This is a genomic window from uncultured Aquabacterium sp. (assembly GCF_947366995.1).
Lineage (GTDB): Bacteria > Pseudomonadota > Gammaproteobacteria > Burkholderiales > Burkholderiaceae_C > Aquabacterium.
In genome coordinates, this window is the sequence record NZ_CANBCC010000036.1 from 1 (window position 1) to 23605 (window position 23605).

A 23605-nucleotide genomic window follows, 5' to 3' on the forward strand; every position below is an offset into this window, starting at 1 on the left:
GTGCTATAGTCTAGGTCTTCGCTGATCGCTGCAGCAAACAACGCAAAGCAATCAGCAAGGTGGACCACAGTCCCGAACCAGTTTCGGGCGGTTAGCTCAGCGGTAGAGCACTGCCTTCACACGGCAGGGGTCGCAGGTTCGAACCCTGCACCGCCCACCAGATCAAAGCCTCGCACGTCAATGACTGCGGGGCTTTCTTCTTTCCGGCAAGCAAAACGGCGCCCTGACGCACCGGTGCCGGCTGGTGACCAAATCCCCGCCCGAGTGACACGCCTGTAAGAAGCCGCTCGTTTCTCGACACCTGGCCGTGCCGGCGCTTCCTGCGCCAGACAGGCGCTCTACGATGCGCCGCATGTCCGCCGCCCCGCTCCCGACTCCCGCGACCCACCACGTCGGCGCCCTCGATGGCCTGCGCGGCCTGGCCGCCTTCTGGGTCTTCCTGTCGCACGTGCAGATCCTCTGCGGCATGCGGGCCGTGCCGGTGCTCGCTTGGGGGGATCTGGCCGTCGATCTCTTCATGATGATCTCGGGCTTCCTGATGGCCCACAACGCCCTGACACGTCAGGGGCGTGAACCGTGGGAAAACGCGGCGACCTGGCGCATGTTCTGGGGGCGCCGCTTTTTCCGCATCGCGCCGGCGTACTACCTGTTGCTGGCGGTCGCGCTGGCATGTGGCCCGCTGCTGGGGCACTACCGCGAGGCAATTGCAGGCCCGTTCCCTGACACCATGACATCCAAAGACCGCTACGGTGACGCGTCGCTGGCCAACGTGCTCCACCATGTCACTTTCGTGTTCGGTCTGCGGCCCGACTATGCCTTCCGCACGCCCCTGCCTGACTGGTCGATCGGGTTGGAGATGCAGTTCTATGCGGTCTTTCCTCTCTTGATGCTGGCGCTGGGGCGGACGTTCAGCTTCCGCCGCCATATGCTGGTGCTGGGTGCAGGGCTGGGTGTGTGGGGGTTGCTGTGGGGCTACGCGTCGCGCTTTCCCATGCCCGCCTTCCTGCCGATGAAGTTGCATGTGTTCCTGCTCGGCATGGCTCTGGCCCGGGCTCGACTGCCAGGCATCGGCCTCGGCCCGTGGTGGGTCGTGGCGGTGGTGTGCGGCGTCGAGGTCGTGCGGCATCCCGATGTACACGGGCTGGCGTTTGCCCTCATGGCCGGCGGTTTTGGCGTGCTGGTGGCGGGATCGGGCCGATGGCCGCTTCTCACCGCGATCCGTCGGTGGCTGTCCTCAGGGCCCGGGCAGCGTGCAGGCGACTACGCCTACAGCTTCTACCTGGTGCACCTGCTGGTGCTGCTGCCGGTCGCAGGCACCCTGGTGTCGTTCGCTGCTTACCTGACCTTGCCGGCGTGGAGCCGCTTTGCGATCTGTGCGGTGCTGGCGGGTGGTGTCTCGCTGGGGCTGTGCATGCTGCTGCACCGGTACGTCGAACAACCCGGCATTGCGTGGGGCAAGCGTTGGCTGGGCCGTCGTGCCCGGGTGCTTCCTGCGGCCTCGGGTTGAGCCTTCAACCGAACGCGGCCGGCTCGGTCGTGGGGTCCGGCAGCAGCTCCCGCACGAGCGCCGCGAACCGCGCTGCGCGGGCGTCGCCGGCAAAGGCCGCCACTTCCTGTTCGCATGCGGTCAGCCATGCCATCAGACTGGGATGGTCGACCACTTCACGCGCTGCGTGCCGCAGCATCGCGTCACCGTGTCCGAGGATGAGCGTCAACTGGCCCAGCGCATAGAACTTCGCGGCGGCCAGGCTGCGAGCGGGCGAGGCGGTCGACGCTGGTGCGGGGGCAGGGCGCACAGCGCGAGGCGGTGGGCATGGCTCGATCAGGCCGCGTGACAGCAGGCCGTGCACGTCCTCGGCCTTCAGCGACAGGGCCTTGATGGCGGGCAGCAAGTCCGTGACCGGCTTCTTGCCATCGATCATGATGAGCAGGGCCCGCAAGGGGGGCGTCAGCGTCGCATCACGAGCGCGAAGGAGGGCCCGCGCGGCTTCCGTCTTGGCGTAGGGAATGCCGAGTTCCAAGTGTTGCCTCCTGACAGACTTCGTCAGAGCGGCTCATTTTGCGAAGCGTCTGTGACAGTTTGACGAGGGGCGCCAGCGAGCGCGTTGCATCGGTCCTACCATGTGCCGTCTGCCACACCGCGGCCTTGCCGGCACCCCTGTCCATGCACTTTGCTGACTACGCCCGATACGATGCCCTGGGGCTGGCCGAGCTGGTCCGCCGGGGCGAGGTTCATCCGTCCGAACTGCTCGATGCGGCGTTGTCGCGGGCAGAGGCCACGAACGGCGCGCTCAATGCCATCGTGCGGCGCTTCGACGACCGGGCGCGGGCGCGCTTGCAACAACCCTTTGATCCGGCCCAGCCCTTTGCCGGTGTGCCGTTTCTCATCAAGGACCTGTTTCAGGAATGGGCCGGTGCGCCAGCGGGATGGGGCAGCAGCCGGCATCACCACCATCCGGCGGCCGAGACCAGCGACGTCGTGCGCCGGTGGCTGGATGCGGGCCTGGTGATTTTCGGGGCCACCAACGTGCCGGAATTTGGCGCGCGCAACGTGACGGAGCCGCTGGCTTACGGCCCGGCACGCAACCCCTGGAACCCGGGCCACACCCCCGGCGGCTCGTCGGGTGGCTCGGCGGCGGCGGTGGCGGCCGGCATCGTGCCGGTGGCGGGCGCCAACGACGGCGGGGGCTCCATCCGCATCCCTGCGGCCTGCACGGGGCTGTTCGGTTTGAAGGCCGGGCGGGGGCGGATCTCGATGGGGCCGATGGCCAGCGAAGGGCTGTTCGGTGCGGCGGTGCAGGGCGTGGTTTCCCGTTCGGTGCGCGACACGGCCGCCATGCTCGATGTCCTGCAAGGGCCGGAGCCCCACGCACCGTACTGGATGCCACCGCCGGAAGCCTCCCATCTGGCTCAGCTGTCGCGGCCGCCCGGGCCACTGCGCATCGGCTTCACCACCGACACGCCCACCGGCACGCCGGTCGACCCTCGGGCGGTGGCCGCGGTCGACGATGCCGCCCGCCTGCTGACCGACCTGGGGCACCACGTCGAGGCCGTGCCCCTGCCCTTCGACGGCCGGGCGCTGATGGCCGACTTCATGCAGGGCTGGTTCTGCGTGCAGGCCATGCTGCTGGACGAACTCGGCCGTGTCGAAGGCCTGCGCGACCGGGATGTGGAGCCCGACAGCCGCGTGATGGCCGATGTGGGCCGCACCATTTCGGCATCCGAATTCCTCGCCTGCCTGGGCCGCTGGCATGAGCACACCCGGGCCCTGACGGCCTTTTACACGCGGTTCGACCTGTGGCTGTCGCCCACCCTGAACGGGCCGCCCGTCCCGATCGGGGCGATGGCCACGCCGCCTGCGTTGCATCTGGTGAACCGGATGCTCTCGGCGCTGGGGCTGTTCGGGCTGATCCGCCGCACGCGTTTCTTCAACGACACGGTGTTGAAGAACCTGGCGTGGACGCCCTACACGCAGTTGGCCAACGTGACGGGGCGCCCCGCGATGTCGGTACCCCTGTACTGGACGCCCGAGGGCTTGCCGCTGGGTGTGCAGTTCACCGGGCCGCTCGATTCGGAAGGGCTGTTGTTGCGGCTGGCCGCGCAGCTGGAAAAGGCGCGACCCTGGGCGCAGCGTCGGCCGACGCTGTGAGCCGCATGGCATGATTGTCATTTTCTTGCCAAGGCGCTCTGGCAGGCTCATGCCCTGAGCCTGGCGCTTGGCAGACTCGGCCCATGCCCATCTTTCTGCACACGGCCGACTGGCAGATCGGCCGCCAGTATCCTGCCTTTGAGCCCGACAATGCCGTGCCCATGGCCGCGGCACGCCTGGAGGCCGTCCACCGCCTGGCGCAGGTGGCCGCCGCCGAGGGCGCGCAGGCCGTGCTGGTGGCCGGTGACGTGTTCGATGCGCAGACCGTGTCCGACAAGACCGTGCGCCAGCTGTTTCAGGCCATGGCGGGCTGGGCGGGACCCTGGGTGCTGCTGCCGGGCAACCACGACGCGGCCCTCGCTGAAAGCGTGTGGTCGCGCGCTCAGCGCCTGGGCGTCGTGCCACCAAATGTGCATCTGGCTCTCAAGCCTGAGGTGCTGCTTCTGCCCGAAGCCGGACTGGCGCTGCTGCCAGCGCCGCTCACGCAGCGCCACACGCACAACGACCTGACCATCTGGTTCGACACCGCAGACACGCCGCCCGGCCTGCTGCGTGTGGGCCTGGCCCACGGCAGCATCACCGGCATCCTGGCAGAAGACATCGACTCGGCCAACCCGATCGCGCCAGACCGGGCCACCCGCGCCCGGCTTGACTACCTTGCGCTGGGCGACTGGCATGGCGCCCGCCAGATCGACGCCCGCACCTGGTACAGCGGCACCCCCGAGCCCGATCGCTTCCGCAACAACGAGGCCGGTCTGGCCCTGCGCGTGCAGATCGATGGCCCGGGTGCGGCTCCCGTTGTGACGCCGATCCGGGTGGGCCAGCTGCGCTGGCAGCAGTGGGAGGCCGGCTTGCACCAGGCGGGCGATGTGGCGCTGCTCGTCGAGCGCCTGCAGGCCATGAGCCCGGCCGATGTGCTGGACATCACCCTGCAAGGCGAACTGGATCTGGCGGCGCACCAACGGCTCGATGCCGCGCTGGCGGAAGCCGAAGCCCGCCTGCGCAGCCTGCGCGTCGATCGCCACGGCCTTCGTTTGCGCCCCACTGACGCTGACCTGGCCGCGCTGCATGCCGATGGCTATGTGGGCGAGGTGGTGGCCGAGCTGCGCGATGACGCCGAGGCGGGCAGTGACGTCGCCCGTGAGGCCCTGGTGCAGCTGACTGCGCTGCTGGCCGAGCTGGCCCCCGAAACCCCGGCAGGAGGCACCCATGCTGCTGCGTGAACTGCGGGTGGAACAGCTGCGTCAGTTCCGCGAGCCTTATGTGCTGGACGAGCTCTCGCCCGGCCTGAATCTGCTGACTGGCCCGAACGAGGCCGGCAAGAGCACGCTGGTGCGCGCCATTCGCGCCGCCTTTTTTGAACGCCATCGCTCCACCACCATGCAGGACCTGCAGCCGTGGGGCGACAGCGGTGCCGCGCCGGCCATCGACCTGCGCTTCGAGCATGCCGGCGTGCCGTACGTGCTCAGCAAGCGCTTCGTGCTCCGCAAGCGCTGTGACCTCTCCGTGGGGGCGCAGAAGCTGGACGGCACCGATGCCGAAGACCACCTGGCGCGCCTGCTGGGTTTTGATTTCGCCCTGAAGGGCGCGAGCAAGCCCGATCACTGGGGTATTCCGGGCCTGCTGTGGATCGAGCAGGGGTGTGCGCAGGAGCTTCACGCTTCCGTGGCCCACGCGGCGGATCACCTTCGGGGCGCCCTCGGCGGGCAGACCGACGAACTGGCTTCCAGCCTGGGTGATGCCGTGCTGGAACGCGTGGCGGCCCGCCGCGCCGAGCTGCTGACACCGGGCACGGGCAAGCCAGCGGGCGCCTATCGCCAGGCACAGGCTGACGAGGCCGAGTGGCGCGCGGCCCTCGCCGAGATCGACGGCCGGCTGACGACCTACCAGGCGCAGGTCGATGAACTGGCTGCGCTGCGTGCCGAGCACCAGCGCGACGAGAGAGAACAACCCTGGCTGGCGCTGCGGCGCCGTCAGGAAGTGGCGGAAACCGCGCTGAAGGACGTGGCCAGCTGGCAGGCCGAGCTTATGCGGGTCGAAGCACAGGCTCAGGAACTGAGCCAGCGCAGGGCGCTGTTGCAGGATCAGCTGGAGGCCAACCGTCGCACCGAGGAAGCCCAGGAGCGGCGTGTGGCCCAGCTGGTGACGCGCCGCGCGCGCGTGTCCGAAGTCCGTGAGCAGGTCGAGGCGGCCCGCCTGCGGGCGCAGCAGGCCGACGTGGCGCTTGGCGCCGCCCGTGCGGCACACCAGGCGGCGCAGCGGGCCGCCCGTCGGCACGAGTTGCATCAGCAGCACACCGAGGCGCTGCGGCAGTCTGCTGAACAGCAAGCGCTGCTTGACCAGGCGCGGGACCACGCGGCGCGACTGCAGGCCTTGCGTGCGCAGACCGTGCCTGTGGTCATCCCGCCCGCCGATGTCAAGGCCTTGAGCGCTGCGCTCGACGGCCTCCGCGATCTGGCTGTGCAGGAAAGCGTCCTGGCCACGCGCATGGAGGTGCGATTGCAGCCGGGCCAGCGTGTGTACCTCAATGGCGAAGCCCTGGAAGGCGAAGCCGTGCGGTCGCTGTTGGACGACACCGAGATCGACGTGCCGGGGGTGGGCACGCTGCGGCTGCGGCCCGGCGGCCGCGACCTCGCCTCGCTGGCCGCAACACGGCGTGAGCATGAGACCCGGCTTACCGACCTGTGCGAGCGGTGGCAACTGCAGCAGCGCGGCCCGGGTTTGCTCGATGAGGCTCAGGCGCGCAACCAGGCTGCGGTGGCTCACGCCGCCGAGCTGGCTCAAGCCGAACAGACCCTGCGCCTGCTGGCGCCGCAAGGTGTCGAGGCGCTGGAGGGGCGCCTGGCTGCAGGCCGTCTTCGCGCCCAGGCCCTGGCCACCGAACTGTCCGTTCTGAGCCCCGCGGCACAGATCGAGCAGGCCGGTCATGCTGATGAGCCGCAGGCCGATGCCGTGGTGCTGGCCGAGCAACGCCGGCAGGCGGAGGCGGCCGAGATGCAGGCCTTGCGCGAGCAACAGGAGACCCAGCTGGCCCTGCAGACGGCGCGAGAAGCCCTGGCCACCGCCGAGGCCGCCTTGCACCACGACGAGGCCGAATGCCAGCGCCTGGCGGCCGAACTGGCCGACCCGCAGCGCCAGGCCGCGCGGGAACAGGCCCGACGCCAACTGGCCGAGGTGGTGGCCCAGGTTGACCATCTGGCCCGCCGCGTGGCGACGCAACGCGAGCGCATCGATGCGGCCCAGCCCGAGGCCCTGCAGCGCGACGTGACCCGTTTCCGGCAGTCCGCGGATCTGGCCCTGGCGCGCCACCGCGAGCGCCACGAGCAGCTGATCCGCCTGGAAAGCACCTTGCAGGCGGAAGGCACCCAGGGCCTCGCCGAACACCGCGCCGACCTGCAGGCTCGGCTGACGCAGGTGCAACGCCGCCTCGCCGAGTACCAGCTGCGCGCCGAGGCCCTGACCCTGTTGCAACAGCGGCTGCAGGCGCACAGGCAGGCCCTCACCGCCCGGCTGCAGGCCCCGCTGCAGACCCACCTGCAACGCTACCTCCGGCTGGTCTTCCCGCAGGCCCGACTCGAACTCGATGAACACCTGCACCCGCGCCTGCTGGCACGCGGCCAGCCGGGCACCGAAGAACACGCCGATGTGCACGCGCTGAGTTTCGGCGCACGCGAGCAGCTGGGCATCATCAGCCGGCTGGCCTATGCCGATCTGCTGCGAGAGGCTGGTCGCCCCACGCTCATCATCCTGGACGATGCCCTGGTGCACACCGACCCGGCCCGGCTGGATGCCATGAAGCGCGTGTTGCTGGATGCGGCCGAGCGCCATCAGATCCTGCTGTTCTCGTGCCATCCCGAGCTCTGGCAGGACCTCGGTGTGCCCGAGCGCCGCATCGGCCGGGGGCGCTCTGCTCGCTGTCACACCGAATCTCGCCCATGACGACCCTGATCCAGCCTGGCCTGTTGACCCTGCACAGCCACCGCGCCGAGCGGCTGGCCGACACCGTGCTGGCCTGGCTGGCGGGCAACCCGCTGGCGCCGCTGGAGGAAGAGGTCATCCTGGTGCAGAGCAACGGCATGGCCGAGTGGCTCAAGATGACACTGGCGCAGCGGGCCGGGGTGTGCGCCGCCACGCGGGTCGAACTGCCAGGCCGCTTCATGTGGCGCACTTACCGGCAGGTGCTGGGCACCGACGCGGTCTCCGCCCACATCCCGCTGGACAAGACGGGCCTGACATGGCGGCTGATGCGCTTGCTGCCCATGCTGCTGGGTGAGCCAGGCTTCGAGCCGATTGCCGGCTTCCTGCGCCCCAACGAGCCTGACCGGCTTTATCAGCTGGCCGCCCGCCTGGCCGACCTGTTCGACCAGTACCAGGTCTACCGCGCCGACTGGCTCGACGACTGGGAGCAGGGGCGTGACCACCTGCGCGTGCCCGGTCGACCCGACCTCGCCTTGCCGGCCGACCAGCGCTGGCAGCCCGCGCTGTGGCGCACGCTGACCCAAGAGCTGGACGAGCACGAGCGCGCGTGCATCCGCCCGCGACTCCATGGCCGCGTCGTGGCCGCGCTGGAACAGGGCCAGCCGCTGAGCCGGCCGGTGGCGCGCCGGGTGGTGCTGTTCGGCATGACCCACGTGCCGCTGGCCACCATGGAGCTCCTGGCCGCCCTGTCTGGCCACAGTCAGGTCATGCTGGCGGTGCCCAACCCCTGTCGTTACCACTGGGCCGACATCATGGACGGCCGGGAGCTGTTGCGCAGCGCATGGCGGCGCCTGCCCCTGCGCGGCGAAGTGGACCTGTCCGCCGTGCCGCTCGAATCCATGCATGCCCATGCCCACCCGCTGCTCGCAGCGTGGGGGCGTCAGGGGCGCGACTTCGTTCGCCAGCTGGATGCGTTCGAAGAAGAACGGCAGGCTCGCCAGATGAGCCTGCCGCGCATCGACCTGTTCGATGAAGAGGACGCCGACCAGCCGACGCTGCTCGAGCAGGTTCAGCAGCGTGTGCGCGACCTGGTGCCGCTGGCTGAACATCCCGATGTGCGCGTTCCTGCTGGCGATCGCTCCATCGTCTTCCACGTGGCACACAGCGCCCAACGCGAAGTCGAGGTCCTGCATGACCAGCTGCTGCAGCTGTTTGCGGACAGCGCCGCCGAAGGGCAGCCGGTGCAGCCACGCGATGTGGTGGTGATGGTGCCCGATGTCGAGGTCATGGCCCCGGCGATTCGCGCGGTGTTCGGTCAGCACAGCCGGCACGATCCGCGCTACATCCCGTTCGACATCGCCGACCTCAGCACGCGCGCCAGCTCCCCGCTGGTGGCCGCGCTGGAGTGGCTGCTGCGCCTGCCTCAGCAGCGCAGCCGGCTCTCCGAGCTGCGTGACCTGATCGACGTGCCAGCCGTCGCCCGGCGTTTCGGCATCGACCCCGAAGCGCATCCGCGGCTGGCTCAGTGGATGAGCGGGTCCGGCATCCGATGGGGGCTGCATGCGGGTCAGCGTGAAGCGCTGGACCTCGCCGCTTGTGGTGAGCAGAACACGGCCTGGTTCGGCCTGCGGCGCATGCTGCTGGGTTACGCGAGCGGGGCAGGGCGGTTGGCCGGTTCGGTCGGCCAGGACGATGCAGCGGTGTTTGCCGGCATCGAACCCTATGACGAAGTGGGCGGGCTTGAAGCCGAGCTGGCCGGCGCGCTCGCCGCGCTGCTGGATGCCCTGCTGGCCTGGTGGGCCGAGGCCCGTCAGGATGCGTCACCTGCGGTGTGGGCCGATCGCGCCCGGGCTCTTCTTGCCGCGGTGTTTGCCGCCGCCGACGAAGCCGATCGCCACACGCTCACCGCGCTGGAGGAGGCGCTCTCCACCTGGCAGACAGCGTGCGACGAGGCCGGCTTTGCCGACGCGGTTTCGCTCGACGTGATGCGCGAAGCCTGGCTGGCCGCGCTCGATGCCCCCGCGTTGAACAAGCGCTTCCGGGCTGGCGGCGTCACCTTCTGCACGCTGATGCCCATGCGGGCCATCCCCTTCAAGGTGGTGTGCCTGCTGGGCATGAACGATGGCGACTACCCCCGCCGCGCACCGCGCAGCGACTTTGACCTGATGGGCCTGCCGGGGCAGGTGCGGCCGGGTGACCGCTCCCGCCGCGATGACGACCGCCAGCTGATGCTCGAGGCCGTGCTGTCGGCGCGGCGCATGCTCTATGTCAGCTGGACCGGTCGCAGCGTGCGCGACAACACCGAGCAGCCGCCCTCCGTGCTGGTGTCGCAGCTGCGCGATTACCTCACCGCCGGCTGGCTGGCCGAGGACGAAGCCGACCCCGTGACCCGCCGCGCGCTGCTGCGCGACCGCACGACCGAGCACCCTCTGCAGCCTTTCAGCCGCCGGTACTTCGAAGCCGATTCGCTGCTGTTCACCCACGCGCGCGAGTGGCGTGCCGCGCACGATGCGCCGCTGGCGATGGACGAGGTGCCCGGCACCGACGGGCCTGGCGACGCCCCTCTTTCAGATGAGGCCGAAGCGACATCGCCCATCCCGTCGATGGCGACCGCGATCCCGCCGCTGCCTCCGTTCGAGCCCGATCCCCATGTACCGTTGACACTCGCTCAGCTCACGAGCTTCGTCCGCCGGCCTGTGGGTACCTTCTTCCGTCAGCGCCTCAACGTGGTGTTCGACGAGCTGGCCGACCTGGGTGAAGACGAAGAGACCTTTGCACTCGATGGCCTGGAGAACCACCAGCTGGCCGATGCGCTGCTGAAGGATGTGGTGGTGGAAGTGGGCGCAGGCCGGGGCGAAGCCGGTGCCACCTTGCTGGCTGCCCGCGTCGACGCACAGATTGCGCGCATCCAGCGCGCGGGCAGGCTGCCCATGGGCGGCCTGGGCGAGCGTCAGGCCTCGGCCCTGCGCGATCAGGTGCTGCCCGCGCTGACCGCCTGGTACACGCTGCGCAAGGCGTGGGCCCAACCGGCGCCGCGGCAACGGGTGCAAATCGAGCACCGCGGCATGCTGTTCGCCGACTGGCTGGACCAGCTTCACCACCTGGGTGACGAGCCCGAGGCCGGGGCCGACCTGGGCGCACTGCCGCCGCAAGAGCCCGTCGAGCGCGCCTGGCTGGCCCTCGACCCGGGCCGCTTGATGGAGGACCTGGAGGAAGGCCCGCCGCGCATCAAGAAGCTGTTGGGCGCATGGGTGCGCAGCCTGGCCGCCGCGGCCTGCGATCTGCGGGTGGGCGGTCGCATCGTGGGCAGCGATGCGACGCTGCACATTCACCCCATGCAGCCCGAGCAGGCGCGTGCCGACCTCGCGGCCCTCATCGACCTGTGGCGTGATGGCCTGAGTGCCCCGCTGCCCGCCGCGCTGGAAACTGGCCTGGCGCAGGTCAGCGACAACGGCAAGCCCCAGGAAGCGTACGAAGGCGCGAAGTTCCGCCGCGGCGAGGTCGAGCAGGACCCCTGTCTGGCGCGCCTGTTCCCCGACTACGACACCCTGTGCAGCCACCCGCGTTACGACGAGGTGTGCGAGACACTGTACCGCCGTCTCGCCGACTGGGCCAACGACCACGTCGCCTGGCGCGCCCATCCTGAGCCGCTCGACGGCGCGCCCGCCCCGCATCCGCATTCCGAGGACGCTTCCGCATGAGCACCAGCCAGACCCTGGACGCGCTGCGTTTCCCGCTGTGGGGCAGCCGCCTCATCGAAGCCAGCGCCGGCACCGGCAAGACCTGGACGATTGCCGCGCTCTACCTGCGCCTGGTGCTCGGCCACGGCGGCCCGGATGCCCATCCGCGTCCGCTTCGCCCCGGCGAGATCCTTGTGATGACCTTCACGCGGGCCGCCACCCGCGAGTTGTCCGACCGCATCCGTGCGCGCCTGATCGAGGCCGCACGTTGCTTCCGGGGCGAACTGCAGCCGGCCCCACACGACGCGCTGCTGCGCGAGTTGATGGCCACTTACCCCGAGGGCGCGGGCCGACAGGCGGCCGCATGGCGGCTGGCCATGGCCGCCGAAGGCATGGACGAAGCGGCGGTGCACACCATCGACGCGTGGTGCCAGCGCATGCTGCGCGAGCACGCCTTCGACAGCGGCAACCTGTTCGACGAGACCCTGGTGGCCGACGAGGCCCGTCTGCTGACCGAAGCGGTGCAGGACTACTGGCGCCAGCAGGTCTACCCCCTGCGCGGCGAGTGGCTGGATCGGGTGCTGAGCATCTGGCCGGGGGTCGAAGACCTCGCTCAGGACATGAAGGCGCTGCTGGCCGATCCACCCGAGGGTCACCTTGTCGCAGGCACGCTGCAGCATGTGATCGCCACCGAGCACCAGCAGTGGGCCGATGCGGTGAACTGCCTGCGCGCAGGCTGGTCCGAGCGCATCACGTGGCTGCGCGGGTGGTTCGCCACCCAGTTGAACGACCACCGGAAGGACTGGAACGGCAACAAGCTGCGCGCCGATTCGATCGACAAGTGGATGGCGCTGTTGCAGGACTGGGCCGACGCGCCGGAGCCCATCGAGCTGAACTTCAAGGAGCTCGGCACGGGTGCGCGACGTCTGACCCCCGACGGGCTGCTCGACGCGCGTGGCAGCAAGGCCGGGCCCATCGAGCTGCCACCCGTGTTTGCCGACGCAGAGCAGATGCTTGCCGAACTGCAGAGCCTGCCCGTCCCGGACGGTGCCGCGCGTCTGCACGCCGCGGCCACCGTGCATGCCCGCCTGAAGCGCCTGAAGCGCCAGACCGCCCAGTTCGGTTTCGCCGACATGGTCGAACGCCTGGATCAGGCCTTGGGCGGCTCACACGGTGAGCGTCTTCGGCAGCGCATCCTCACGCAGTATCCGGTTGCCCTGATCGACGAGTTCCAGGACACGTCGCCGCGCCAGTTCCGCCTGTTCGACCAGCTCTACCGCACCGCCGACAACGATCCGCAGACCGCGCTGCTGCTCATCGGCGACCCCAAGCAGTCCATCTACGGGTTCCGGGGGGCCGACATCCACGCCTACCTGCAGGCGCGGCGCGCCACCGAAGGCCGGCATTACATGCTGGGCACCAACCACCGTTCGACCGCCGAGCTGGTCGGGGCCGTCAACCACTGGTTCGCTCGGGCGGAGGACCGGCCCGGCCCCGGCGCCTTCCTGTTTCGCGAAGATGGCGACAACCCCGTCCCCTTCCTGCCCGTGGCCGCCCGCGGCCGGGCGGAACGGTTCGTCAGTGCCGAAGGGCCGGTGCCCGCGCTGCAGATCGTGCATGCCACAGAGTCGGCCCACATCGCGCGCTCGGTGATGAAGGGCTTTGCTGCCCGCTGTGCCGAGCAGATCGTGCAGTGGCTCAACGACCCGCATGCCGGTTTCGAGCAGGCGGGTGGGCGGCGCGAGCGCCTGCGCCCGGCTGACATTGCCGTGCTGGTGCGCACGGGGCGCGAGGCCGCGGCCGTGCGGCGCGAGCTGCGCTTGCGCAACGTCGCCTCGGTCTACCTCTCCGAGAAGGACTCGGTCTTTCGCAGCCAGGAGGCCCGCGACCTGCTGTTCTGGCTGCGGGCGGTGGCCCAGCCGCTCGATGCGCGCCTGGTGCGCGCCGCCCTGGCCACGCGCACCGTGGGCCTGAGCCTGGACGAACTGGGCTGGCTGGCAGCGAGCGACGAGGCCTTCGACGCCCGCAGCGAGCAGCTGCGTCGCCTGCAGACCGTGTGGCAGACCCAGGGCGTGCTCACCATGCTGCGTCAGAGCCTGCATGTGCTGGATCTGCCTGCCCGCAGCCTCGCTGAAGTTGATGGCGAGCGCCGGCTCACCAACGTGCTGCATCTGGCCGAGTTGCTGCAGCAGGCCAGCACCCGACTGGAGGGCGAGCAGGCCCTCATCCACTGGCTGGCCGAGCAGATCGACGAAGACGGCAGCACAAGCGATGAGCAGGTGGTCCGACTGGAAAGCGACGCCGACCTCGTCAAGATCGTCACCATGCACAAGAGCAAGGGCCTCGAGTACCCGGTCGTGTGCGTGCCTTTCGGTTGTGCCCACCGTGCGGTCGAGAAGGCCCGCAAGGGCGTGGTGCGCCTGCCCGGCGCCGATGGCCAGCGCACGCTGCACCTTGAAGTGGATGACACCGTGCAGCAACTGGCCGACCGCGAGCGGCTGCGCGAAGACCTGCGCCTGCTCTACGTGGCGCTGACTCGCCCGCGCCATGCGCTGTGGTTCGGCTTTGCCGCGCTCAAGGCCAAGGGCAAAAGCACGAAGTGCGTCACCCACCTGAGCGCCACAGGCTACCTGCTCGGCGGGCAGGAAGCCATCGAACCCTCAGGATGGCAGACCTTGCTGGAACAGCTGGCCCACGGGCAGCCCGACATCGCGCTGCAGCCGGCTGCGCTGGATGAAACCCGGCCGCTCACGCCGCTGCAAGCGCGTGAGGCCCCGCCGCCACTTGCCGAACGCGCGCCCTATGACGCCTGGTTCGACCGGCGCTGGAGTGTGGGCAGTTTCTCGGCGCTGGTGCGGGCGCTGGCGGGCCCGGCGTTGCCCCTGGGCGATCGCCTGCCCCGCCCGGCCGACGACGAAGCCGCCGAGGCGCCCTCCGATGCAGCGCACGGCGCAACGCCGCCTGCCCTCATCCCGACGAGCGAGCGCCCCATCCGCCATCGCTTCACCAAGGGCGCGCTGGCGGGCAACTTTCTGCACGATCAGCTCGAATGGCTGGCCACCGAAGATTTTGCGCTGGCCACCCGGCCCCAGCTGGCCGAACGCCTGCGCCAGCGTTGCGCCCGTGCAGGCCATGGCGAGCACGCCGAGGCGCTGGTGGCGTGGCTGCAGGCCGTGCTGCTCACACCGCTTCCCGGCCCCGAGGCTCCGCTGGCCGCGTTGCAGCACCTGCTGCCCGAAATGGAGTTCTGGTTGCCTGCACAGCGGCTGCCTGCCGCGTCGCTGGATGCCGTGTGCCGCGCGCACATCCTGCCCGGCCTGACCCGCCCCGAACTGCCGGAACGCGAGTTGCACGGCATGCTGATGGGCTTCGCTGACCTGGTGTTCGAGCATGAAGGGCGCTACTGGGTGCTCGACTACAAGTCCAACCACCTGGGCGACACGGATGCCGCCTACCACCGCGAGGCCCTGGCGGGCGCCATGCTCGCGCACCGCTACGACGTGCAGGCTGCCATCTACCTGCTTGCCCTCCATCGCCTGCTGCGCGAGCGCCTGGGTGAGGCCTACGACCCGGCGCAGCACCTCGGCGGCGCGGTCTACCTCTTCCTGCGCGGCACCGAAGGGCCCGAGCGCGGCGTGTGCCAGGTGCCCGCCACGCCGGCCCTGATGGCCGCCCTCGACCACCTGCTCGACACCGAAGCCCCTCACCGCGAGGTCCGTGCCCCATGAGCCCGCCCCGATCCCGCCCCACCCCTGACGCCGCGCAATTCGGTCTGGACTTCGACGCCGCACCCGCAGCCGCACCGGCCGGCCCGCCGATGGCCGCGCCCGAGCTGCTCGCCACGCTGCGCGCCTGGAGCGAGTCGGGGTGGCTGCGCCGCCTCGACAGCGCCCTGGCGGCCTTCGTGCTCGACACCGATCCCGCTGCGTCGCCCGTCCTGCTGTTTGCCGTGGCCGTGCTGGCACAGATGGAAGGTCGTGGCCACACCTGTCTGCCGTTGCAACCGTTGGTGGAAGACGCCACCGCCGTGCTCGGCTGGGCCTCACCGGCACGCGAGGCCTGCCAGGCGGTGCGCGACACGCTGCCCGCCACGGTAGCGGAATGGACCCGGGCCCTGTCGGCCAGCCCGGCCGTGCGCGTGGCCCACGCGGCGCCCGACCAGGGGCAGCCCTTCGTGCTGGCCGGGCCGGCGCACGCGCCACGGCTCTACCTGCGCCGCTACTGGGATCACGAACGCGAGGTGGCACGGCAGCTGCGCGAGCGCGCCAGCCGCACCTGGCCCGTGGAAGCGCCCGCCGTTCAGCGCTGGCTTGACCGCCTGTTCGGCCCGCCCGCTGTGCCGACATCAAGCTCATCCGATGAGCCGGACTGGCAACGGCTGGCTTGCGCCGTGGCGGTGCGCGCGGGCCTGGCCGTCGTCACCGGCGGGCCGGGAACGGGCAAGACCTACACCGCCGCCCGCCTGCTTGCCCTGCTGTTCGCGCTCGACCCCGAGCCCGACCGCTTGCGCGTGGCCCTTGCGGCGCCCACCGGCAAGGCAGCGGCTCGCCTCAAACAGTCCATCGACACCTCGCTGCAGGGCCTGGCCGACGCCCTCGACGGCCACCTTGATCTGACCGCGCTCACGCAGCGCATCGGGGCCGCCCGCACCCTGCACGCGCTGTTGGGTGCCCGGCCCGACACGCGCCGCATGCAACATGACGCGTCGCGCCCGCTCGATGTGGACGTGCTGATCGTCGACGAGGCCTCGATGATCCACCTCGAGATGATGTCGGCCTTGCTGCAAGCCTTGCCGCCCACCGCCCGCCTGGTGCTGCTGGGGGACAAGGACCAGTTGGCCTCGGTGGAAGCCGGTGCCGTGCTGGGCGACCTCTGCCGCGATGCCGAAGCCGGGGCCTACAGCCCGGACACCGTAGGTTACGCGGCCGAGGCCACAGGCCTGATGCTGCCGGTGCGCTACCACGCCACCGCGGGCCGCCGGCCGCCGCTGCTGGCCCAGCAGACGGTGATGCTGCGTCAGAGCCGACGTTTCAGCGGACCGATCGGGCAGCTGGCGTTGGCGGTGAACGCAGGCAATGCGGCCGACGTGCGCGCGGTGCTGCAGTCGGCCGGGGGCGGGGCGGTGCAGGCCAACGAGCACGCCACCACGCCGGACGTGCTCGCTCTGGCGGTGCACGGCCGCCCCGGGGCCGTGGCCAGCTACCGCGATTACCTGGCGGTGGTGGCCGCGCGTCCGCAGCCCGGTGCCGAGGCCCATGCAGCCTGGGTGGCGTCGGCCTTGCGCGCTTTCGAACGCTTTCGCCTGCTGTGTGCCGTGCGCGAGGGCGACTGGGGGGCCATCGGGCTCAACCGCCTTGTGGAGCGCGCGCTGGCACAGGCCGGCCTGCTGACGCCGCGTGGCGAGTGGTACGTCGGGCGGCCTGTCATGGTGACCCGCAACGATCCGTCACTCGGCGTCTTCAATGGCGACATCGGGCTCACCCTGCCGCCGGCGACGCCGGGCGGGGCGCTGCGTGTGTGGCTTCTGGATGGCGAGCAGCTGCGATCGGTGGGCGTCAGCCGCCTGGCCCATGTCGAAACGGCCTTTGCCATGACCGTGCACAAGAGCCAGGGATCCGAGTTCGAGCACACGGTGCTGGTGTTGCCACCGCACGGGGGGGCGCTGCTCAACCGCGAGCTGGTCTACACCGGCATCACCCGCGCCCGCCAGGCCTTCACGCTGATGGCGCCCCAGCCCGGGCTGCTGGCGGCCGCCACGCAGCGGCCCACGCGCCGTGCCAGCGGCTTGATCGACCTGCTGGCGCCGACGGCCGATCACGCCCGCGCCTGACGCGCGTTGAAGTCAGCGGGGCGCTCTGGCGCCGGCGTGCGCGCCAGCACCCAGGCCGACACGCTGCGCACCCCGACGCCCTCCAGCGTGCGCGTCAGCTCGTCCAGCGTGGCGCCGGTGGTCATCACATCGTCGACCAGCGCCACATGGCGGCCCTCCAACTTTGGCGCCATGTCGGCCCGCACGGCATAGGCGCCCCGGATCGCCGCTCGCCGCTCGTCGGCCGACAGGCCCATCAGCCGGTCGGTGTGTCGGGTCTTCTGCAGGGCGTGCGGAACGCATGTCAGTCGAAGTGACCCCGCCACATGCTGCGCCAGCAGACCCGCCTGGTTGTAGCCGCGCTCGCGCAGCCGCGATGTCGACAGTGGCGCTGCCACCACCAGCGGCCGTTCTGCCGGTCGCAGGCGGCGCAAGGTGGGCGCCACGCGCTCGGCCAGCAAGCCGCCGAGCGCGGCGGCCAGGGCCGCTTCCTCGTGAAACTTGAGCCTGCCGATCAGCGCGGTCCATGGGGCGACGTAGTCGACTGCCGCCACGGCGCGGTCGAACGCAGGCGGATAGTCCTCGCACAGCAGGCAAGGCTCGCCCGCCGGGTGGGCGGCTGGCAGCGTGATGGCGCAACGGGGGCAACGCGGCCGATGGGGGGCCAGCAAGGCCAGGCAGTCCTGGCAGATCACCTGGCCTTGCCACCGCCCGCAGGTGCGGCACGGGGCGCCGGGCAGGCCGGTCAGCCAGGACCAGAAGCCACCCGTTGCGGGCGGTTGATGCCGAGGGCGGGGCAGGGCAGGCATCCGATCAATATACTGAGCGCGCTCCCGTCGGCCCATCGCCCCGAGGCGGGAGCCCGATGCTGTTTGCCCCCATGACCGACGCTCCTCTGCCCGTTTCCCCTCAGCCCGCTGCCCTGGCGCGCCAGCTCCGCCGCCTCGCGACCCTGCCGTCGCCGCCGTGGCTGCATGGCGAGGTGGCGCGTCGCCTGGCCGACAAACTCGGCCCCATCCGCATCGAGCCTGCTCACTGGGTCGACTGGTCGGCCTGGCTGGGCGCGGGTGTGGATCCGGTGGCCGCCCGCTACCCCGAGGCCCGACGCTGGGTGATCGAGCCGACGCCCGCGCTCTCAATCCGCAGTACGGACGCCTGGCAGGCCTCTCACGCGTCGCCCTGGTGGGCGCGCTGGCGGCGTACCACCCCGCCCGTGATCACGATGGATGCCCTGCACCCTGAAGGCTGGCCCGTCGATGGGGTGCAGATGGTCTGGGCCAACATGACGCTGCATGCCGCCGCCGACCTGCCCGGCCTGCTGGCGCACTGGCACGGTCTGCTCGACACCAACGGTTTCCTGATGTGCAGCGGGCTGGGCCCGGACACCGCGCGCGAATTGCGCGATCTGTACCGCGCGCTCGGCTGGCCCTTGCCCACGGTCGATTTCATCGACATGCACGACCTGGGCGATGAACTTGTCAAGGCCGGCTTTCAGGACCCGGTGATGGACATGGAGCGCTTGACCCTCACCTGGCCGGACGCCGAGTCCATGCTGGCCGAACTGCGCACCTGGGGCGGCAACGTGGCGGTGGGCCGTCATGCCAGCTTGCGTACACCGCGCTGGCGCGCCCGCTTGCTCGAGGCCCTGCACGCCCATTGCTGCCGCCCGGACGGCCGCCTGGGTCTGACGCTGGAGCTGGTCTACGGCCACGCCCTCAAGCCCCTGCCGCGGCCCCGTCTGGCTGCCGAGACCCGCGTGTCGCTCGACGACATGAAGCGCATGGTGCGTCACGGGGGTGAAAAGGGGTGAGCCCCTGCGGTGCGATTGCAACGCCGACAGCGGGTTATCCATAGCCAGATGGCTCCGATTCCGTATTGAGATGGCGCAAGTGCCTGCATAGAATGGGTCACACGACCGAGGGGTCCACCGGCCCTGACGTCACCCGATCCACCCGCCGGAATCGGCCACCGAGCCGCCGACAGCAGAGGAGTTGTGGGGCATGACAGCCACCTTGTCGTCTGTTCGCATGAATGGCCCCGCGCTCTGGCAGTTCGGCATCTGGCGTCCTGACACACTCCTTCGGCATTCCGGCAAGGCCCGGGCGCGCCTCACTGACCAGGCCGCTGGCTGGCTTGCCGAATGGCACCTGGCCCGCGAACGCCTGCTTACACCGTGGCAGGCCGGCCGGGCACTGTTTCTGCTGGCAACCCTGGCGTTGCTGCTCAGTGCGGGGTTCTGGCTGATGGGTGCGGCCGTGGCGCCGCTTGCCTGTCTGCAGTTGGCCGGCATCGGCATGGTCCTCGCGATGTGGGTCCGGCACGCAGACGACCGCGACGTGATTGCCTTGCGTCCCGGTCTGCTGCGGGTCGAACGGCACCGTGCCGGGCGTGTTGACACCGTCGAATTCAACCCCCGCTGGGTGCGGGTCGAGCCCGACCAGCACGATGAGTCCCTGGTGCGCCTGTCGGGCCACGGGCTCAGCGTGGTGGTGGGCGACTTCGTCCAGCGACAACACCGGCGTCAGCTGGCGGACGAGTTCCGCTGGGCGCTTCGTCACCTCGACGGCCGGTAAGCGGGCGAGGGCGTGCCAGGTCAGGCGCGCCGTCACGGAGCCCCTTCATGACCAACGACAACCCATGGCGAGCGAGAACATGATCCTGGATCCTGGTCAGCGAGTGAGTGAGGTGGTACCGAAGGCAAGCCTGGCCCGTGCGCAGGCCGCGCTGTCCGGATGTCGTGCGGCGATGTCGGCTGCATTGCTGCTGGGTTTCGGGGTGGCTCACGCGGTGAGCGACCTGCCGGGTGGGCCGGCCGTGCGTCAGTACGATCTCCCGCCCCCCGTGACGCGCATCGCCGTCGAGCAGCAATGGCTGCACAACATGATGCTCTACATCTGCGGCGCCATCTTCGTCGCGGTGTTCGGCGTGATGTTCTATTCGATCTGGAAGCACCGCAAATCCAAGGGCGTCAAGCCGGCCGATTTCCACGAGTCCACGACGGTCGAGATCGTCTGGACTGTCATCCCCTTCCTCATCGTGATCGGCATGGCGCTGCCCGCCACCAAGGTGGTGGTCGCACAGAAGGACACCACCAACGCCGACCTCACCATCAAGGCCACCGGCTACCAGTGGAAGTGGGGCTATGACTACCTGAAGGGCGAAGGCGAGGGCATTGCGTTCGTGTCCACGCTCGATGCCACGCACCGCGCGCTGTCGGATGCCGGCACGCCGCAAGGCAATGATTACCTGCTCAAGGTCGATCAGCCGCTGGTGGTGCCCGTGGACAAGAAGATCCGCATCATCACCACGGCCAACGATGTCATTCACTCGTTCATGGTGCCGGCCTTCGGCGTCAAGCAGGATGCCATCCCCGGCTTCGTGCGCGACACCTGGTTCCGCGCCGAGAAGGTGGGTGATTACTACGGGCAGTGCGCCGAGCTGTGTGGCAAGGAGCACGCCTACATGCCCATCCACGTGAAGGTGCTGTCTGCCGAGGATTACGCCGCGTGGGTGACGGCCAAGCAGAAGGAACTGCAGGCCAAGGCGGATGACCCGAGCAAGGTGTGGGCGCTGCCCGATCTCGTGGCCCGTGGCGAGAAGGTCTACAGCGCCAACTGCGCGGCCTGTCACATGGCCAATGGCAAGGGCAGTGGTGCGATCAAGGCACTGGATGGTTCTCCCGTGGTGCTCAGCGAGGACAAGGGCAAGCAGATCCACGTGCTGCTCAATGGTCAGAACAACATCATGCCGGCCTGGCGTCAGCTGTCCGACACCGAAATCGCGGCGGTGATCACCTACACGAAGAACCAGTGGTCGAACAAGACCGGACAGCTTGTGCAGCCGGCCGAAGTGCTGGCCATGCGCAAGTGAAGCCCTGACAACGCGTCGTTGACGAAAGGACGTTCCAATGAGTGCAGTGCTCGGTCAAGGCGGCCACGTTCACGGCCATGATGACCACGCCCACGACCATCCGCACGGGTGGCGCCGGTGGGTCTATGCCACCAACCACAAGGACATCGGCACGCTTTACATGCTGTTCGCGCTGACGATGCTGATGATCGGCGGCGTGCTGGCCCTGGGGATCCGCGCCGAGCTCTTCCAGCCCGGGCTGCAACTGGTCAACCCCGAGCTGTTCAACCAGCTCACGACCATGCACGGCATCATCATGGTGTTCGGTGCCATCATGCCGGCCTTCGTCGGCTTCGCGAACTGGATGCTGCCGCTGCAGATCGGCGCCTCCGACATGGCCTTCGCGCGCATGAACAACTTCAGCTTCTGGCTGATGATTCCCGCGGCGTTGCTGCTGGTCGGCTCCTTCTTCATGCCGGGCGGCGCACCGGCGGCGGGCTGGACCCTGTACGCGCCGCTCACGCTGCAGATGGGCCCGTCGATGGATGCCGGCATCTTTGCCATGCACCTCCTGGGCGCCTCGTCCATCATGGGCTCCATCAACATCATCGTGACCATCCTCAACATGCGCGCGCCCGGCATGACGCTGATGAAGATGCCGATGTTCGCCTGGACGTGGTTGATCACCGCCTACCTGCTGATTGCCGTGATGCCGGTGCTGGCCGGCGCCATCACGATGACGCTGACCGACCGCCATTTCGGCACCAGCTTCTTCAACCCTGCCGGTGGCGGTGACCCGGTGATGTACCAGCACATCTTCTGGTTCTTCGGTCACCCCGAGGTCTACATCATGATCCTGCCGGCCTTCGGCATCATCAGCCAGATCGTGCCGGCCTTCGCGCGCAAGCGGCTGTTCGGCTACACCTCGATGGTCTATGCCACGGCCTCCATCGCCATTCTGAGCTTCATCGTGTGGGCCCACCACATGTTCGCCACCGGCATGCCCGTCACGGGCCAGCTGTTCTTCATGTACGCCACGATGCTGATCTCGGTGCCCACGGGTGTGAAGGTCTTCAACTGGATCGCCACGATGTGGAGGGGCTCGATGACCTTTGAGGGCCCGATGCTATGGGCCGTCGGCTTCATCTTCGTGTTCACCATGGGCGGCTTCACGGGCCTGATCCTGTCGGTGGCGCCCATCGACATCCAGCTGCAGGACACGTATTACGTGGTCGCGCACTTCCACTACGTGCTGGTGGCGGGCTCGCTGTTTGCGCTGTTTGCCGGCTTTTATTACTGGGCGCCGAAGTGGACGGGCGTCATGGTGCCGGACTGGAAGAGCAAGCTGCACTTCTGGTGGTCGCTGATCGCCTTCAATGTCACCTTCTTCCCGATGCACTTCCTCGGCCTGGCGGGCATGCCGCGTCGCTATGCCGACTACGCGATGCAGTTTGCCGACTTCAACGCCCTGGCCTCGGTGGGCGCGTTCGCCTTCGGGTTCGCACAGGTGTACTTCATCTTCGGTGTGCTGATCCCGGCCATGCGCGGCAAGGGTGAGCCCGCACCGGCCAAGCCCTGGGAGGGCGCGGAAGGCCTTGAGTGGGAAGTGCCATCGCCTGCGCCGTTCCATACCTTCGAGACCCCGCCCAGGCTTGATGCCACGGCCACCCGTGTGGTGGGCTGATGGCCTGACCCCTGAGAGGACACCCCCATGAGCGCGCCTTCCGACCCCCGTGCCAACCAGCGCCTGGGCCTGATCCTGGCTTCGGTGGCTGTGGCGTTCTTCGTCGGGTTCATCGTCAAGATCGTGCTGCTGACGCCGCCATGAGTGTGTCGACCCCGCCCCATGATGCGGCCTGGCGCCGCGCCCTGCGCCTGCACCGGGCCAACCGCGACACCGTTTTCAAGCTGGTCGTCGTGGCGGGGCTGATGTTCGGCTTCGGCTATGCCATGGTGCCGATGTACCGCCACATCTGTGCGGCCCTCGGCATCAACGTGCTCACGCTGGGCGAGCAGAAGGTGCCGGGCGCCGTGGGCGAGCGCCGCAACACCCAGGTCGACCTGAGCCGCACCGTCACCATCGAGTTCGACGCCAATGCCCGCGGCCCGTGGGATTTCAAACCCGAAGTGCGCTCGGTGCGGGTGCACCCTGGCGAACTGACCACGGTGGTCTACGAATTCCGCAACCGCCAGGACCGGACCATGGCGGCCCAGGCCATCCCCAGCTACGCACCCAAGCAGGCCACCTCGCACTTCACCAAGCTCGAATGCTTCTGCTTTGCAGAGCACAAGCTCCAGCCAGGCGAGTCGAAGCGCTGGCCGGTCACCTTCGTCATCGACCCGCGCCTGCCCAAGGACGTCCGCACCATCACGCTGTCCTACACGTTCTTTGAGGTGGGCGGGCGGGTGCCTGCGGTGCCAGGAGGATCGGTGTGAGCGAGCTCGAGCCCGGATCCGGATCGTCGGATGGCCTGCGTGAGGCCGCAAGGCGCCGTGGCTCGTTCCTGCAGACCGTCAAGGCCGTGGCGTGGTCGTTCTTCGGGGTACGCAAGTCGACCGACTACGCGCAGGATGTGGCCCACATCAACCCCATCCACGTGATCGTGGCGGGGGTTCTGGCCGGCATCGCTTTCGTGGTCGGTCTCGTGTTGCTTGTGCGCTGGATCGTGGGCAGTGGGGTGGCGCAGTGAGCAGCGTGTC

The 23605-nt window shown here is 69.3% G+C and carries 16 protein-coding genes and 1 tRNA gene; 15 read left to right on the forward strand and 2 right to left on the reverse strand.

Annotated elements, in window-relative coordinates; translation table 11 throughout:
* Positions 1-85: 85 nt before the first annotated feature.
* Both Q0Z44_RS10720 and Q0Z44_RS10725 read left to right on the forward strand, forming a co-directional pair.
* Positions 86-160 (forward strand) — tRNA-Val (locus tag Q0Z44_RS10720).
* A 192-nt stretch (positions 161-352) separates the two neighbouring features.
* Positions 353-1507: an acyltransferase gene (locus tag Q0Z44_RS10725; RefSeq protein ID WP_298012488.1), complete on the forward strand. Its 1155-nt coding sequence runs from the start codon at positions 353-355 to the stop codon at positions 1505-1507.
* Positions 1508-1511: 4 nt separating this feature from the next.
* On the opposite strand, the gene Q0Z44_RS10730 is transcribed toward Q0Z44_RS10725, so the two are convergent.
* Complete coding sequence (locus Q0Z44_RS10730; protein WP_298012490.1) at positions 1512-2021, reverse strand: hypothetical protein; 510 nt, start codon at positions 2019-2021, stop codon at positions 1512-1514.
* A gap of 143 nt (positions 2022-2164) precedes the next feature.
* Between Q0Z44_RS10730 and Q0Z44_RS10735 the strand changes: the two genes are divergently transcribed.
* The 6 genes from Q0Z44_RS10735 to recD all read left to right on the forward strand — a co-directional run bounded on the left by Q0Z44_RS10735 (position 2165) and on the right by recD (position 17077).
* Complete coding sequence (locus Q0Z44_RS10735; protein ID WP_298012492.1) at positions 2165-3649, forward strand: amidase; 1485 nt, start codon at positions 2165-2167, stop codon at positions 3647-3649.
* 83 nt (positions 3650-3732) lie between these two features.
* A complete protein-coding gene (locus Q0Z44_RS10740; RefSeq protein WP_298012495.1) occupies positions 3733-4872 on the forward strand; it encodes a DNA repair exonuclease in 1140 nt (379 codons plus the stop codon).
* On the forward strand, positions 4859-7588 hold the full coding sequence (locus tag Q0Z44_RS10745; protein WP_298012497.1) for an AAA family ATPase: 2730 nt from the start codon (positions 4859-4861) through the stop codon (positions 7586-7588). The genes Q0Z44_RS10740 and Q0Z44_RS10745 overlap by 14 nt, the downstream gene beginning before the upstream one ends.
* Positions 7585-11268, forward strand: coding sequence for an exodeoxyribonuclease V subunit gamma (recC, locus tag Q0Z44_RS10750; protein WP_298012499.1), 3684 nt, complete (start codon positions 7585-7587; stop codon positions 11266-11268). The genes Q0Z44_RS10745 and recC overlap by 4 nt, the downstream gene beginning before the upstream one ends.
* A complete protein-coding gene (gene recB, locus Q0Z44_RS10755) occupies positions 11265-14975 on the forward strand; it encodes an exodeoxyribonuclease V subunit beta (protein WP_298012501.1) in 3711 nt (1236 codons plus the stop codon). Before recC ends, recB begins: the two co-directional genes overlap by 4 nt.
* A complete protein-coding gene (gene recD / locus Q0Z44_RS10760; RefSeq protein WP_298012504.1) occupies positions 14972-17077 on the forward strand; it encodes an exodeoxyribonuclease V subunit alpha in 2106 nt (701 codons plus the stop codon). Before recB ends, recD begins: the two co-directional genes overlap by 4 nt.
* Here the strand turns inward: recD and Q0Z44_RS10765 are convergent.
* On the reverse strand, positions 17062-17865 hold the full coding sequence (locus Q0Z44_RS10765) for a ComF family protein (RefSeq protein ID WP_298012506.1): 804 nt from the start codon (positions 17863-17865) through the stop codon (positions 17062-17064). The genes recD and Q0Z44_RS10765 overlap by 16 nt on opposite strands.
* A 71-nt stretch (positions 17866-17936) precedes the next feature.
* Between Q0Z44_RS10765 and Q0Z44_RS10770 the strand changes: the two genes are divergently transcribed.
* From Q0Z44_RS10770 to Q0Z44_RS10800, 7 genes are all read left to right on the forward strand, one after another.
* Positions 17937-18866, forward strand: coding sequence for a biotin synthase (locus Q0Z44_RS10770; protein WP_298012508.1), 930 nt, complete (start codon positions 17937-17939; stop codon positions 18864-18866).
* Between the two features lie 190 nt (positions 18867-19056).
* Positions 19057-19629 carry a DUF2244 domain-containing protein gene (locus tag Q0Z44_RS10775; RefSeq protein WP_298012510.1) on the forward strand — a complete coding sequence of 191 codons (573 nt, stop codon included), beginning with the start codon at positions 19057-19059 and terminating at the stop codon, positions 19627-19629.
* 172 nt (positions 19630-19801) lie between these two features.
* Positions 19802-20926, forward strand: coding sequence for a cytochrome c oxidase subunit II (coxB, locus tag Q0Z44_RS10780; protein WP_298012557.1), 1125 nt, complete (start codon positions 19802-19804; stop codon positions 20924-20926).
* A 37-nt stretch (positions 20927-20963) separates the two neighbouring features.
* Positions 20964-22589, forward strand: coding sequence for a cytochrome c oxidase subunit I (gene ctaD, locus Q0Z44_RS10785; protein WP_298012512.1), 1626 nt, complete (start codon positions 20964-20966; stop codon positions 22587-22589).
* 27 nt (positions 22590-22616) lie between these two features.
* On the forward strand, positions 22617-22733 hold the full coding sequence (locus Q0Z44_RS10790; protein ID WP_298012514.1) for a cytochrome oxidase small assembly protein: 117 nt from the start codon (positions 22617-22619) through the stop codon (positions 22731-22733).
* Positions 22730-23341, forward strand: a complete 612-nt coding sequence (locus tag Q0Z44_RS10795) for a cytochrome c oxidase assembly protein (protein ID WP_298012516.1) — start codon at positions 22730-22732, stop codon at positions 23339-23341. Before Q0Z44_RS10790 ends, Q0Z44_RS10795 begins: the two co-directional genes overlap by 4 nt.
* A complete protein-coding gene (locus Q0Z44_RS10800; RefSeq protein ID WP_298012519.1) occupies positions 23338-23595 on the forward strand; it encodes a DUF2970 domain-containing protein in 258 nt (85 codons plus the stop codon). The genes Q0Z44_RS10795 and Q0Z44_RS10800 overlap by 4 nt, the downstream gene beginning before the upstream one ends.
* The last annotated feature ends 10 nt before the right edge of the window (positions 23596-23605 follow it).

Coding starts and splice junctions, on each gene's coding strand:
- Q0Z44_RS10725 (WP_298012488.1), top strand. CDS start 353: ATGTCCGCCGCCCCGCTCCCGACTCCCGCGACCCACCACGTCGGCGCC.
- Q0Z44_RS10735 (WP_298012492.1), top strand. CDS start 2,165: ATGCACTTTGCTGACTACGCCCGATACGATGCCCTGGGGCTGGCCGAG.
- Q0Z44_RS10740 (WP_298012495.1), top strand. CDS start 3,733: ATGCCCATCTTTCTGCACACGGCCGACTGGCAGATCGGCCGCCAGTAT.
- Q0Z44_RS10745 (WP_298012497.1), top strand. CDS start 4,859: ATGCTGCTGCGTGAACTGCGGGTGGAACAGCTGCGTCAGTTCCGCGAG.
- recC (WP_298012499.1), top strand. CDS start 7,585: ATGACGACCCTGATCCAGCCTGGCCTGTTGACCCTGCACAGCCACCGC.
- recB (WP_298012501.1), top strand. CDS start 11,265: ATGAGCACCAGCCAGACCCTGGACGCGCTGCGTTTCCCGCTGTGGGGC.
- recD (WP_298012504.1), top strand. CDS start 14,972: ATGAGCCCGCCCCGATCCCGCCCCACCCCTGACGCCGCGCAATTCGGT.
- Q0Z44_RS10765 (WP_298012506.1), bottom strand. CDS start 17,865: ATGCCTGCCCTGCCCCGCCCTCGGCATCAACCGCCCGCAACGGGTGGC.
- Q0Z44_RS10770 (WP_298012508.1), top strand. CDS start 17,937: ATGACCGACGCTCCTCTGCCCGTTTCCCCTCAGCCCGCTGCCCTGGCG.
- Q0Z44_RS10775 (WP_298012510.1), top strand. CDS start 19,057: ATGACAGCCACCTTGTCGTCTGTTCGCATGAATGGCCCCGCGCTCTGG.
- coxB (WP_298012557.1), top strand. CDS start 19,802: ATGTCGGCTGCATTGCTGCTGGGTTTCGGGGTGGCTCACGCGGTGAGC.
- ctaD (WP_298012512.1), top strand. CDS start 20,964: ATGAGTGCAGTGCTCGGTCAAGGCGGCCACGTTCACGGCCATGATGAC.
- Q0Z44_RS10790 (WP_298012514.1), top strand. CDS start 22,617: ATGAGCGCGCCTTCCGACCCCCGTGCCAACCAGCGCCTGGGCCTGATC.
- Q0Z44_RS10795 (WP_298012516.1), top strand. CDS start 22,730: ATGAGTGTGTCGACCCCGCCCCATGATGCGGCCTGGCGCCGCGCCCTG.